This window comes from Pseudotabrizicola formosa (assembly GCF_002900965.1).
Classification (GTDB): domain Bacteria; phylum Pseudomonadota; class Alphaproteobacteria; order Rhodobacterales; family Rhodobacteraceae; genus Pseudotabrizicola; species Pseudotabrizicola formosa.
Map to the genome: position 1 here is coordinate 770,524 of NZ_PJOM01000002.1, position 12,994 is coordinate 783,517.

The window sequence follows — 12,994 nt, forward strand, 5'->3', positions numbered from 1 at the left end:
GGAGGGGTCACCATGCATAACTTTGAATTCGTCAAACCCTCGTCCATCGCCGATGCTGTCGCGGCCATGTCGACCGAGGGCGCACAGCCGCTGTCAGGCGGGCAGACCCTGCTGCCGACGATGAAACAGCGGCTGGCCGCCCCCGAGGTGCTGGTCAGCCTGACCGGCATTGCCGAGTTGCAGGGCGTCTGCATGGGCGAGGGCGGCCTGCACATCGGTGCCGCCACGCCGCATGCGGTGGTGGCGCGCGAGGCGCTCGCGCACTACCCCGCGCTCGCCAGCCTGGCGGGCGGCATCGGCGATCCGGCGGTGCGCAACCGGGGGACCATCGGCGGGTCGGTCGCCAACAATGACCCGGCGGCCTGCTATCCGGCGGCGGTGCTGGCCTCGGGGGCGACGGTGGTGACAGACCGCCGCCGGATCGCGGCGGAGGATTACTTTCAGGGCATGTTCACCACGGCGCTCGAAGAAGGGGAGTTCATCACGCAGGTGATCTTCCCGATCCCGCAAGCGGCGGCCTATGTGAAGTTCAACCAGCCCGCCAGCCGCTTTGCCTTGACGGCAGTGTTCGTCGCAAAGTTTGCCGATGGCGTGCGGGTGGCGGTGACCGGGGCATCTAACAACGGCGTCTTCCGCTGGGAAGAGGCCGAGGCGGCACTGTCGGCGGATTTCGCGGCGGGGGCGATTGCCGGGCTGACAGTGCCCTCTGATGACATGATCAGCGATCTGCACGGGTCGGCGGCTTACCGCGCCAATCTGGTCAAGGTGCTGACCGGGCGCGCGGTGACAGCGGCACGCTGATCTGTTGCGGCAGATTAAAAAGCCCCCGGTCGCAGGACCGGGGGCTTTTGCTTTGACCCGTTGTGACCGTCAGGCCGAAACCTGTTCGCGCAGGATTGCAGCGGTCATCGAGATCATCAGATAGATCCCGGCAAAGATCAGCAGGGCAACCATCGTGTTTTCAAACGCCCGCGGATAGGTCGCCTCATCGGGCGGGACCGGGCTGACCGAGACCGACAGATAGCGGACCTGGCGGTTGGCATCGGTGCGCGCGGTTTCCATTGATTGCAGCGATTGCGACAGCAGCAGTTGCCGGGTCTGCACATCGGCCTGCGCCACCAGCAGTTCCGACTGCACCTGTGCCAGTGACTTGCCGCCAGCCACCCCTTGCGTCAGGCGCGACCGCAGGGTGGCAATCTCGGCGTCCAGCGTGCTGATCCGGCGCAGCAAAGGCTCCATCCGGGCGGCGTTCGGGGTGGCGTTGGATTGCATCTGCGCCAGGCTCAGCCGGTCCTGGCTGAGCTGGGTTTCCAACTGGCCGATCTGGGTGGTGATCAGCGACACCTCCACCTCGGACGACAGCACCTGAAACTGTTCCTGCAGATCCACAACCTTGCGCTGCGCGGTCAGCATGGCCTCTTCGGCCAGTTCATAAGCCTCGAACGCGCCCTGCATTTGATCGGCGCGCAGGCGTTGGGTCAGATGATCAACCTGCTCTTCGGCATAGCCGATCAGGGCCTGCGAGAAATCGGCCGACACCTGTGGATCTGCGGCGATCACCTCCATCTTGATGATGCCCTCGGTCGGATCATAGGCGATTTTCACATTGCGCTGATAGACCTTGTAGGCCGCCTCGCGGGTGGCATCGGGGGCCAGCCTTTGGATCGGATCAATCTGGTCCTGCGCGAAATGGGCGATAAAGCTGTGATCGGCGTCCAGACGCATCATCGCGTCGCGGGATTGCAGATAGCCCTGCACTGCGATGGAATCCTGCGATGTGGCGAATTGCGTGCCCGAAAGCAGCCCGCCCATGCCCTGCGCCCCCGCCGGATCGGCCTGCTGAATCACGAATTCGGCTTTGGTGGCAAACAGCGGCGTTGCGACAACATAGTAATACCAGCCTGCCAACAGCGTGGGCAGTCCGACGAAAAAGAACAACCGCGCCATGAGCAGGGCAGACTTGCGGCGGCGGCGCCTGGCCAGATCCTGCTGGATGCGCTGGATTTCCGACAGATGCGATTCCTCGGCGCGCACTTCGGTCGACGGCACCTTGATCGGCTTGATGGTCTGCGGCAGTTGCACGCCATCCCCCCGGGGCCCGACCGTCAGCGCGCGCGACCCAGGCTCACCTTGGCCAGCCAAGGGCAGGTCGGCCCCTTCGGCGCTGATCATTTGCATGAAGGTTGATTTCTGGAACGGATCAACACCGGCGGCGCGCAACAGGCGCACGGCGTCAAAATCCGAGGTGGCGGGCAGCCCGTATTTTTGTGCCATGCGCCGCGCCATGCGCAGCTGGCGCCCCGTCAGCCCCTCTTTGCGGATCTGGTCAATATCGTTCGGGTTCGGCTGTTCGGCACCTGCCTGGGCCGGCGCAGGGTGGCGCGGGGCAGGGGACTCCCCCCCCGCATCCATCATGGCATCGACCTGGTTCCCTGCGGTGGGAAACGGGTCTGCGCCAAAGCCGTCTTCAGGTGCCGGTGCCGACACCGGGCGTGGCGGCACGCTACCAGCAGGCACCGCGCGCGGCCGGGGCGGCACAGACACTGGGCCTGACACTGGGCCAGACACTGAAGCAGACACCGGATCCGGGCGGCGCAGGTTGTAGCGTTTAACCTTGAGCTTGATAGTCATAAAGCTGCTTCGCCTCTTCCAGAGTGTCGAATGTATAAAGCTGGCCGTTGCGCAGCACAGCCGCCTGTTTGCAGAATTTTTCCAGCGTCTGCGCCTGATGGCTGACGATCACCACGGTGGCCTGTTGCAGCCGCTCACGCAGGATACGCCCGGCCTTGCGGTTGAAATCCACATCGGTGGTGGCAGGCATGCCTTCGTCGATCAGGTAGATGTCGAATTCCAGCGCCAGCATCAGCGAAAACGAGAACCGCGCCCGCATGCCCTGGCTATAGGTGCCGACCGGCATGTCGAAATATTCGGCAATGCCGCAGAGCCAGCGGCAGAAGCTTTCGACATAATCCGGATCAAGCCCGTAAAGCCGGGCCACATAGCGGCTGTTTTCGGTGGCCGTGTGCTTGTTGACCACACCCCCCATGAACCCCAGCGGAAAGGAAATGCGGCTGGTGCGGGTGACCCGGCCCTCATCAGGTTTTTCCAGCCCGGCCATCATGTTGATGATGGTGGTCTTTCCCGCGCCATTGGGGGCAAGAATGCCCAGCGACTGGCCAAGATCAATGCGGAAGGACGCCTGATCCAGAATGATCTTGCGCTGCTTCCCGGTCCAGAATGACTTTGACACGCCCTCGAACTCGATCACTGCCGCCCCTTATCACGTCATGCGCTGTGTCAAGGCCGGTGCCTTGGTCCATTGCGCCGCGCGTCCTGCCTCATTGCGTGGAACCTTGACTCTGATCCGTTTTTTTAAGGTTTATGCCATGGGTTTCGGGCAGCATTATGTTCGACAGCAGGCCGCCATGGCAAGCCGCTCAGGACAGACGCGTGCCATCAGGTGGCAACAGCCCCAACCCGCGAAGATAGATGCCGATCCCGGCTTCCAGCAGGTCTTCGGGCGGAAACGGGCTGCGCGCCCCGCCATTGGCATTGCCGCGCATGTAAAGCTCGACCACCCCATGGCTCATGGCCCAGATATGGGCTGAAAACATCGTGGCCGGGGGGCGCATGTCGGGCGGCAGGTGCTGCGACAGGCTTTCGGCCGCGCGTTCCAGCACCGCGCGCGCCTTGCCAGCCACCAGCGCGAGGTCAGGATGGTCGTTCAGCCTTAGCCCCGCCTCGAACATCGCCACGTAATGGCCGGGGTATTTCCGGGCGAAGGCCAGATAGGCCCGGCCGGTGGATTCGAAGGCCGCCAAGGCAGTGGGGCGGCCATTGTCGAAGGCAAATTCCATCAGCGCTGCAAAAATCTCATAGCCTTGCCGGGCGACTTCCGCCAGCAGGTCTTCGCGTCCGGCGAAATGCCGATAGACGGCGGCCGGTGTCACATCGGCGGCTTTTGCCGCCTCGGACAGGGTAAACCCGGTCGGCCCCTGATCGGCGATCAGACCGAGCGCCGCCTCAACCAGCGCCTGTCGCAGATTGCCGTGATGATAGCCGCGTTTCACCCTCGGCCCTTGCGCAGATCCGGGCCACCGCAGATGGCTGGGTCGGGCGTGCCGATCACCGCCAGATCACGGCCCTTGTAGTCGACCGAGGCCAGAATGGTCTGCACCGCCGCGATGCGGGCGCGTTTCTTGTCATCCGACAGGATCACCGTCCAAGGCGCAAAGCCGAAACTGCTGCGCTCCATCGTCTCATCGATCGCGGTGCAGTAGCTGTCCCATTTCTTCAGCCCGTCGATATCGATAAGCGACAGTTTCCATTGTTTCAGCGGGTCTTGTTCGCGCGCCAGAAACCGCTTGAGTTGTTCGGCCTGCCCCACCTCCAGCCAGATCTTGCGGAAGATGATGCCCTCTTCCACCAGCATCCGCTCAAAATCCGGCAGTTGGGCAAAGAAATGCTCGCGCTGCGCCGGGGTGCAAAAGCCAAAGACATGCTCGATCACGGCGCGGTTGTACCAGCTGCGGTCAAACAGGGTGATTTCGCCACTGGCCGGCAGCCAGTCGACATAGCGCTGGAAATACCATTGCGCCGCCTCGCGGTCCGACGGTTTGGCAAGCGCCACCACCGAACAGACCCGCGGGTTCAGGTTTTCGCGCGTGGCCCCGATGGTGCCGCCCTTGCCCGCCGCGTCGCGGCCTTCAAAGATCACCACCAGGCGCTTGCCGGTGGCCTTGATGTCTGACTGCATCTTGACCAGCTCGATCTGCAGCCGGTCCATCTGCGCGTCGTAATCCTTGCCCTTCATCTCTTGGCGGTAGGGGTAGGACGGGTCCAGAATATCGTCCTTGCTTGCGGACTCTATGGCCTTGCGCACCGATTTTGGCGCGTCAGAGGCGAAGAACGTGCTGATGGCACCGTCAAAAGGCAGTTTCATGGCCTGGGTCTCCCGTGTCTGCCCCACCCTATGGCGAATGCCCGGTTCAGCGCAATCCGGCGCGCTGTGCCGCCCGGTCGATTGCCGCGATCACCGTCTCCGGGTGGGTGTGATGCGGCATGTGGCCCGCGCCCGGCAGCACGGTCAACGCGGCATTGGGCAGGATCTGTGCCAGAGGGGCGGAATGGATGTGCAGCGGTACGATGGTATCGGCGTCGCCATGCACCAGTTCGACCGGCAGGGTCAGGGTCGGGTAGTCCTGTTGCATCGCTTCAACCTGTGGCCGCAGCTGGTTGATCTGCATCACATTTATCGCCAGCGAGTCACGTCGCAGCGTCAAGCCGATGCCCAGATGGTCGGCATAGCCTTCCGGTGCGGCTTGCGGCGCAAACACTGCGTCAATGGTCGTGCGGACGAAGCCTTCGGTCACCAGGGCCGAGGCCAGCGGCACCAGCGTGTGCCGGCCAAGTGCCGTGGCCGTGATGCGATACCACGGGTCGAGCGCCCCGGGCCAGGGCAGGGAAGGCGATGACACCAGCACAAGAGCCGCAGGCGGGCTTTGCAGCGCCCAGGCAAGTGCGACGCTGCCGCCATAGCTTTGCCCCAGCACGATGGGGGCGCTTGCGCCAAGCTGTTCCACCGCAGCGCGCAGAAGGCGCGCTTGCGCGGCCACACTGGCCTGATCACCCGGCACCGGATCGGAATAGCCCAGACCCGGCCTGTCCACCGCAATGACACGGTAGCGGCGCGACAGCTGCTCCATCAGCGCAAAGGTGAATTCGCGCAGATTGCCATTGGCCCCGTGGATCATCACCAGATCGGGCCCGGAGCCTGCGACCTGCAGATGCACCCGCACCCCCTCGACCGTGACAAACTGCCCGGTCGGCGGATGCGACGCCCGCGCCGCCGCCTCTCGGGTCGTGAGCCGCCATTGGGTGGCAGCGATCAGGCCAAGCCCGATGAGCGCCGCACTAGCGGCCAATGTCTTGAGGGTCATAGGGCGTGGACTGATAAATCTCGTTGATCCAGTTGCCATATAGAAGATGCGCGTGACTTCTCCAGCGGTTCAGCGGCGGCTTCAACGGATTGTCATCGGTGTAATAATTCAGCGGCACATTGATCGCGGTGCCATTGGCGATGTCGCGGTCATATTCCTGCTTGAGCGTGTCACTGTCATATTCAAAATGGTTGAAGATATACAGGGCGCGGTGGTCCGGGTCTTCGACCAGACAGGGGCCAACCTCATCACTGCCCAGCAGGGTGCGCAGGCCGGGTTTGTCGTCGATCTCGGCTTGGCGCATTTCTGTCCAGCGGCTGACGGGAATCACGAAATCATCGGAAAACCCGCGCAGATAGGGCGAGGTCGGCGCAAGGTTGCGGTGGCGAAAGCAGCCAAAGGCCTTGTGGTCCAGCATGTGTTTCTGCACGCCGTGGAAATGGTTGATCATCGCCATTCCGCCCCAGCACACACCGAAGGTGGATTGCACATTGGTCTGGGTCCAGTCAAAGACCTCTGCCAACTCGTCCCAATAGGTGACCTCCTTGAACGGCAGGTGTTCGATGGGCGCGCCGGTGATGATCAGCCCGTCGAATTTTTCATCCTTCACCTCCTGAAACGGGCGATAGAAGGCTTCCATATGTTCGGCGGCGGTGTTCTTGGTCTGGTGTTCCGACATGCGGATCAGCTCGAAACTGATCTGCAGCGGCGTGGCCCCGATCAGGCGCGCGAACTGGTTTTCCGTCTGGATCTTCTTCGGCATCAGGTTCAGCAACCCGATTTTCAATGGCCGGATATCCTGCCGCGCCGCGCGTTCGGGCGACATGACCATGACGCCTTCGTTCCGCAGAACGTCAAAGGCGGGCAGGGTCTCTGGCAGGGTGATGGGCATGGGATGCTTCCTTTGGAGCGGTGGATGTATGGGACGGATCAGCGCCGATCAATGGCGCGACTGATCAGACTGTTGAAATCATCGGGCGTGGCGACGGTGGCAACCTCTTCGGCGGTGACCGTGACCCCCCAGGTCGCCATGGCGGCATAGCGCGGCTGACGATGGGCCAAGGCGCGGGCATAGGTCCAGCGCACAAAGTGATCGGGATCACAGGTTTCATCGGTTTTATCGTGGGTTGTGCGGTATTCTTCCCAAGCCGCATGAAGAAAATCCGGCTGATAATACATCGGCTTTGGCGCACGGTCAAAGCGGCGCACCAATTCGGCCGTATGGTCGTCAGACCCTTTGATCCAGACCAGCAATAAAGTTTCCGACAATTGTCGCAACACCGGATCATCGGCATCCGCGGGGTCCACCACCTCGCAGATCGAGCCCGAGGTGTCGCAGACGAAATTCGGATAGCCATAGATGTCATCGGCGCGGGCGATGAAATGCGCCGTGTCCAGCATGGCCGCCACCTCGGCTTTGCGGTGCTGGTCCTGACGGAGCATGTATTGCGCAAAGGGCAGGCCGCCGCGGGCCGGATCACCGGGCTTGCCCAAATAGGTCGACAGCGGGGCCAGATTGTCAAAGGTGATGTTCGACGCGATATAGACGGAATCGGTCATCAGAAGTTCGCGCAGCAGCGGCACTTTCATCGCCTCGCGCTTGAAGTTGTCGGCGATGAATTCGTTCATGTAGCGGGTGCCGATGCGGTAATCGACCGAATAGTGAAACCAGCCGCCGGCGGTGGGGCGGGTGTCGCGCAGCATGTTGGACAGATGGGTCTTGCCCAGACCCGACATGCCAAACAACAGCACCCGCTTGCGCGGGCTGCTCAGATACTCCGCCCCGGTTTCGTAGATCATCACCGCCCCCAAAGATGCCGCCCGACAGTTACCGCCCATGGGCCCCGCCTTCAATGCAAAACCCGCCCCGGTTGGGGGGCGGGTTCTTTGTGCAGCGTCTGCGGGCGGATCAGAAAGTGAAACCGACCTTCATCCCGACGCCGAGCGCCGTGTTCCCGGCAAAGCTGCCATTGCCGGACAGGGCGGTTGCATCGCCCACATCGATATAGCGCACACCGGCACTGATCTTCATGTTGCGGTGGGTATAGGTGCCGCCGATCTGAATGCTTTTCTGGCCATCCGTCGGCCCCAGATTACCGACGTTTCCACCGTGGTGCTTTTCATAGCCGATGGAAATCGCGCCAGAAAACGCCTCGCTGAACTTGCGACCCACACCGATATTATAGGTGATCGTGTCATTGTCATAGCTGACCAGCGGGTTCGCGCTGCCGGCGTCGGGCGCTTGCAGGCGCGTCTCGCTCCAGTCCATCCAGCGGATCGAGCCGAACACAAGCGTGTCGGCCGCGACACCGGATTGAAAATCGAGCGTCAGCGATTGCGGCAGCTTCACGATGGTCGAACCGGAAATCACGCCACCCGCGGCAAAGGCAGAAAAGCCGCTCGCTTCCAGATCATGTTCGGTTTCCGACGCATAGGTCAGTGCCACCCGCAGCGCGATCTCGGGCATTTCATAGGCGCCGCCGATCAGATAACCGATGTCCCGGTCATTCGCAAAAGAGGCGTTGTAGAAATTCGCGCCGCCGTTGAACAGGCTGACCGTGCCACCGATCCCGACCGAGCGCAGGCCGGCATGGACCGACATGCTGTCATTGAACTTGTAGCGTCCGACAATGGCAAGCGTGTCGCCGCGCAGCTTTGCGTTCGATCCGGCAATCGGGTAGCCGGTGCCGGTCGGATAGGCCACATCGGCACCGAAGGTCGGGTCGATGATCACGCCCATTGAAAGCTTCGGCGACAGGTCGGCTTTGAACGCCAATCCGACGGTGGTGTAATTTTCGGTCACATTGCCCGTCGTCACCGAAGGGGCCACAATCAACCCGCCCGATACCTTTGGCCGGACTGCGCCAAAGCTCAGCTCGGCATAGTTGCCTTGTTCGAACATGAAGCCCAGCGGCGTGGTCGACCGTTCGAATCCGCCGGCATGGCCAGATGTTGCAGTGGCCGCGACAGCGGCGACTGCGATCAGTGAATGTTTCATTTGTCCTCATCCCACATGAAGGATTTCCCCTGTCCTGATGCTATTTGACGCAGGCGAATGTGGTCAATCAATGACGCCGCGTCACCGAACTGTCATTGATGGCCTGTGTGTCTTTCGCGTCTCGGACCGGATGTTGACCCAGTTGGCGAACAGAATCAGGCCTGCACCAAGAAACAGCACCGCCTCGATCTGTTCATTGTACAAAAGGGCTCCGGCGACGGCCATGAGCGGCAGGCGGGTGAAGTCGATCGGCATCACAAAGGTGGCCGGGGCAAGGCGCAGGGCCGAGGTCAGGCACAGATGTGCCAGCACGCCGGTAACTCCGATCAGCGCCAGCCAGGGGGCGGTCGCGGCGGTGGGCCAGGCGATCTGGCCATCCCAGGCGGCCAGCACCGCGCCAAAGATAAATTGCATCACCGTCAGCCAGAACAGGATCGACAGGATGGTGACATCGCGTGCCAGCCGTTTGGTGGCGATATTGGTGGCGGCAAAGCAGACCGCGGCCCCGGCGGCGGCCAGAACGCCGATGTTGAGCGCGTTGAAATCGGGGCGTACCACGATCAGGATTCCGGCAAATCCCAGGGCTGCGGCCAGGGCCCGCGGTGCCGTGATCCGCTCGCCCAGAAGCAGAGGCGACAGCAGGATGACCCAAAGCGGCGAGGTGAACTCGATCGCAATCAACTGTGCCAGCGGGATCATCGTCAGCGCCCAGAACCACAGGTTCTGCCCGGTGAAATGGACCACGTTGCGGATACCATGCCCGCCCAGGCGGTCTGCGCTGATGTCGCGCAGCCGGCCCATGGCTGCGGCTGCCCCCAGCACGAGGAAAAAGCTGACAAAGGACCGCGCCGCCATGATCTCGAATGTGTCATGTGCGCCTTGCAGCTGGCGGCCGGCAATCGCCATGCCGCTGAACGACACGACAGAGCCAAGCATCCACAGCGCCGCCACCACCGGGCGATAGGGTGTGGTCTGCGGCGGGGCGGGGGGGGCGTCGGGGGCGGTCATCGGGCTGTTCTGACGGGCAAATCCCGCGCTGTCCAGAGCGTTCAGTCAGGCAGCTCTTCCACCCGGAAATCGCGCAGGATGTGCCGGGTGGCCTCAAACCAGCGGCTGGACCGGGTGCGTGCCTGATGCGCGTCAAAATCCTCACGGGTGCGGAAGGTTTCCTGCACGTCCCAGACCATCGGATCATCGGTTTCGCTGACATCAAAGGCAAGGCACCCCGGTTCCGCGCGCGACAGCAGGATGTGGTCGGGCAGATGCTGGCGCACGGCCTGGGCCTCGTCCGGGGTCATGCAGATCAGATGGCCCTTCAGGCGGATCACTGCGGCACCACGATGGCGCGCACTTCGCCCGCCGGAGCGGGGGTGCTGATGGCAGCACGCGCCTCGGCCAGGGTCAGCAGGCGGGTGATCAGCGGCGCGACGGTCACCACACCAGAGGCGATCATCCGGGCGGCCCGATCATGGGTGAACGGATTAAGAAAGCTGTGCAACATCTGGATTTCCCGGAACAACAGGTCAAAGGGTTCTATCCTGACCCGGGTGCCTTTGGCCAGAACCCCCAGAATGACAATCCGCCCGCCATTGGCGGTAAGCTGTGGGGCTGTCTCTATCGTGTCCACCACACCGGCGCATTCGATGACGGCATCGGCCGCCTGGGGCCAGATCTGCCGCGCCTGCTCGGGCGTGGCCGCCACATGATCTGCCCCCAGTGACAGGGCCAGATCCTGCTTGGCGCGGCTGCGGGTCAGCATCATCACCTCGGCTCCGGCGAGACGCGCCAGTTGCAGCGCCAGCAGGCCGATGACACCACCGCCCAGGATCAGACAGCGCTCTCCCGGGCGCAGGGCGGCGCGGTCAAGGCCGTGCAGGGTGCAGGCCAACGGTTCACAAAAGGCACCGTGATGCGGATGCAGGTCAGCGGGCAGGGGAATTGCATTGCGTGCAGGGATCTTGGCAAAGCGCGCAAAGCCGCCATCCCGCCCCACGCCGGTGGGGCGATTGTTGGGGCACAGGTTGACGCGCCCGCGCAGGCACTGCGCGCAGGTCAGGCAAGGGATGTTCGGATCGCAGGTGACCCGGGTACCGGGGGGCAGCGTCACGCCTTCGCCGACGGCGGTGACGATGCCGCTGAACTCATGGCCCAGGGTGACGGGGGGTGTGCTGGGAAATTCGCCCAGAAAAAGGTGCCGGTCGGTGCCGCAGATGCCGGCGGCCTCGATGTCTACAATCACCTCGCCCGGGCCGGGAACTGGGTCTGCCACCCTGTCCAGCCGAAGATCACGGATAGCGTGAAGCCTGAGTGCCTGCATGGCCTGTCCCCCTCGGGCGAGAGGGTGGCGCGGAAGGGCCAGCCGGGCAAGGTGATTTTGCGGCGGCTGCCCGGCCTATTCCAGCTCGATGGTGCCGGGCGGTTTGCTGGTGCAATCGTAGAACACCCGGTTGATCCCCGGCACTTCGTTGATGATCCGGGTCGAGGTCTCGCCCAGGAAATCATGCGTGAAAGGGTAGTAATCGGCGGTCATGCCATCAACGCTGGTCACCGCGCGCAGGGCGAGGGCGAAATCATAGGTGCGCCCGTCGCCCATCACGCCCACCGTTTTCATCGGCAGGATGGCGGCGAAGGCCTGCCAGATTTCGTCATAGAGGCCATGCTTGCGGATCTGATCGATATAGACCGCATCGGCCTTGCGCAGGATATCCAGCTTTTCGGTGGTGATCTCGCCGGGGCAGCGGATGGCCAGACCGGGGCCGGGGAAGGGATGGCGGCCGATGAAGCTGGCGGGCAGCCCGAGTTCACGGCCCAAGGCGCGGACCTCATCCTTGAACAGCTCGCGCAGCGGTTCGACCAGTTTGAGCCCCATCTTTTCCGGCAAGCCGCCGACATTGTGATGCGATTTGATGGTGACGGATGGCCCGCCCGAAAAGCTGACCGATTCGATGACGTCGGGGTAGAGCGTGCCCTGAGCCAGAAACTTTGCGCCGCCGACTTCGGTGGCATGTTTCTGGAACACGTCGATGAACAGCCGGCCGATGGTCTTGCGCTTGATCTCGGGGTCGGAGACGCCTTCGAGCGCGCCGAGGAACAGCTCGGATTCGTCAGCATGGATCAGCGGCATGTTGTAATGATCGCGGAACATGGCGACGACCTGCTCCGCCTCTCCCAGCCGCAAGAGGCCATGATCGACGAAAACGCAAGTGAGCTGGTCGCCGATGGCTTCATGGATCAGCACGGCCGCAACCGAGGAATCAACCCCGCCGGACAAACCGCAGATCACTTTGGCATCGCCCACCGTTTCGCGGATCTTGCGGATCGCCTCCTCGCGGTAGGCCCCCATGGTCCAGTCGCCCTTGAAGCCCGCCAGCCTCACGAAATTCTCATACAGCTTGGCGCCCTTGGGGGTGTGGTGCACCTCGGGGTGGAACTGTACGGCATAGAAATGCCGCGATGGATCGGCAGTGATGGCAAAGGGCGCGTTGGGTGAGGTGCCGAACACCTCGAACCCCGGCGCGATTTTCGACACATGGTCGCCATGGCTCATCCAGACCTGTTCGCGCCCGCCGGTGGTGTTGGGATCAAACCAGCCCTCAAGCAGCGCCAGCCCCGTTCCGCTTGGCGTCACGTAAGCCCGGCCAAATTCGGCGGTGCCATGGCCGCGTTCGACCAGACCGCCGAGGCAATGCATCATCACCTGCTGGCCATAGCAGATGCCCAGCACCGGCACGCCGGCGGTGAAGACCGACGCGGGCGGCATCGGCGCGCCCGGTGCAAACACCGAAGACGGCCCGCCCGACAGGATCACCGCCTTTGGCGCGAAGGCGGCCAGAAAGGCATCGTCAACCTTGTTGAACGGATGAATTTCGCAATAGACATTCAGCTCACGCAGGCGGCGCGCGATCAGCTGCGTTACCTGAGAGCCGAAGTCGATGATCAAGAGGCGGTCATGATGGGTCATGCGCCCGCATACGACGACGACGGGCTGACAGGCAAGAGGCTGGGATGCAGGAAGATGCTTATTTGGGCCAGCATCAGGGCAGGGGGCCGCGAGGCG

The 12,994-nt window shown here is 63.0% G+C and carries 13 protein-coding genes; 1 reads left to right on the forward strand and 12 read right to left on the reverse strand.

The annotated features are described in order from the left end of the window. Positions 1-12 precede the first annotated feature (12 nt). On the forward strand, positions 13-801 hold the full coding sequence (locus CXR43_RS07730) for an FAD binding domain-containing protein (RefSeq protein WP_103333431.1): 789 nt from the start codon (positions 13-15) through the stop codon (positions 799-801). A gap of 69 nt (positions 802-870) precedes the next feature. On the opposite strand, the gene CXR43_RS07735 is transcribed toward CXR43_RS07730, so the two are convergent. The 12 genes from CXR43_RS07735 to guaA form a co-directional block, all read right to left on the reverse strand. After that, positions 871-2,517, reverse strand: a complete 1,647-nt coding sequence (locus CXR43_RS07735) for a KpsE/RkpR family capsule polysaccharide export protein (protein WP_354001003.1) — start codon at positions 2,515-2,517, stop codon at positions 871-873. A gap of 91 nt (positions 2,518-2,608) precedes the next feature. Continuing rightward, the gene (locus CXR43_RS07740) at positions 2,609-3,268 is read right to left on the reverse strand and encodes an ABC transporter ATP-binding protein (RefSeq protein ID WP_103333433.1); all 660 of its coding nucleotides are present in this window, start codon (positions 3,266-3,268) and stop codon (positions 2,609-2,611) included. 169 nt (positions 3,269-3,437) lie between these two features. Beyond that, positions 3,438-4,070: a TetR/AcrR family transcriptional regulator gene (locus tag CXR43_RS07745; protein ID WP_103333434.1), complete on the reverse strand. Its 633-nt coding sequence runs from the start codon at positions 4,068-4,070 to the stop codon at positions 3,438-3,440. Continuing rightward, entirely contained in the window at positions 4,067-4,942 is an 876-nt protein-coding gene (gene ppk2 / locus CXR43_RS07750) for a polyphosphate kinase 2 (RefSeq protein WP_103333435.1), read from the reverse strand. The genes CXR43_RS07745 and ppk2 overlap by 4 nt, the downstream gene beginning before the upstream one ends. 46 nt (positions 4,943-4,988) lie before the next feature. Continuing rightward, a complete protein-coding gene (locus tag CXR43_RS07755) occupies positions 4,989-5,939 on the reverse strand; it encodes an alpha/beta fold hydrolase (protein WP_103333436.1) in 951 nt (316 codons plus the stop codon). After that, positions 5,914-6,831 (reverse strand): homoserine O-acetyltransferase MetA, encoded by a 918-nt coding sequence (gene metA, locus CXR43_RS07760; RefSeq protein ID WP_103333437.1) that lies wholly within the window; start codon positions 6,829-6,831, stop codon positions 5,914-5,916. Before metA ends, CXR43_RS07755 begins: the two co-directional genes overlap by 26 nt. Before the next feature lie 38 nt (positions 6,832-6,869). Continuing rightward, positions 6,870-7,739 (reverse strand): ATPase, encoded by an 870-nt coding sequence (locus CXR43_RS07765; RefSeq protein ID WP_103333438.1) that lies wholly within the window; start codon positions 7,737-7,739, stop codon positions 6,870-6,872. Between the two features lie 109 nt (positions 7,740-7,848). After that, positions 7,849-8,937: a hypothetical protein gene (locus CXR43_RS07770; RefSeq protein ID WP_103333439.1), complete on the reverse strand. Its 1,089-nt coding sequence runs from the start codon at positions 8,935-8,937 to the stop codon at positions 7,849-7,851. 81 nt (positions 8,938-9,018) lie between these two features. Next, on the reverse strand, positions 9,019-9,945 hold the full coding sequence (locus tag CXR43_RS07775; protein WP_210402065.1) for a DMT family transporter: 927 nt from the start codon (positions 9,943-9,945) through the stop codon (positions 9,019-9,021). Positions 9,946-9,986: 41 nt separating this feature from the next. Then, positions 9,987-10,265, reverse strand: coding sequence for a putative quinol monooxygenase (locus CXR43_RS07780; RefSeq protein ID WP_246831311.1), 279 nt, complete (start codon positions 10,263-10,265; stop codon positions 9,987-9,989). After that, the gene (locus tag CXR43_RS07785; RefSeq protein ID WP_103333440.1) at positions 10,262-11,254 is read right to left on the reverse strand and encodes an alcohol dehydrogenase catalytic domain-containing protein; all 993 of its coding nucleotides are present in this window, start codon (positions 11,252-11,254) and stop codon (positions 10,262-10,264) included. The genes CXR43_RS07780 and CXR43_RS07785 overlap by 4 nt, the downstream gene beginning before the upstream one ends. Positions 11,255-11,329: 75 nt before the next feature. After that, positions 11,330-12,898: a glutamine-hydrolyzing GMP synthase gene (guaA, locus tag CXR43_RS07790; RefSeq protein ID WP_103333441.1), complete on the reverse strand. Its 1,569-nt coding sequence runs from the start codon at positions 12,896-12,898 to the stop codon at positions 11,330-11,332. Positions 12,899-12,994: the final 96 nt, after the last annotated feature.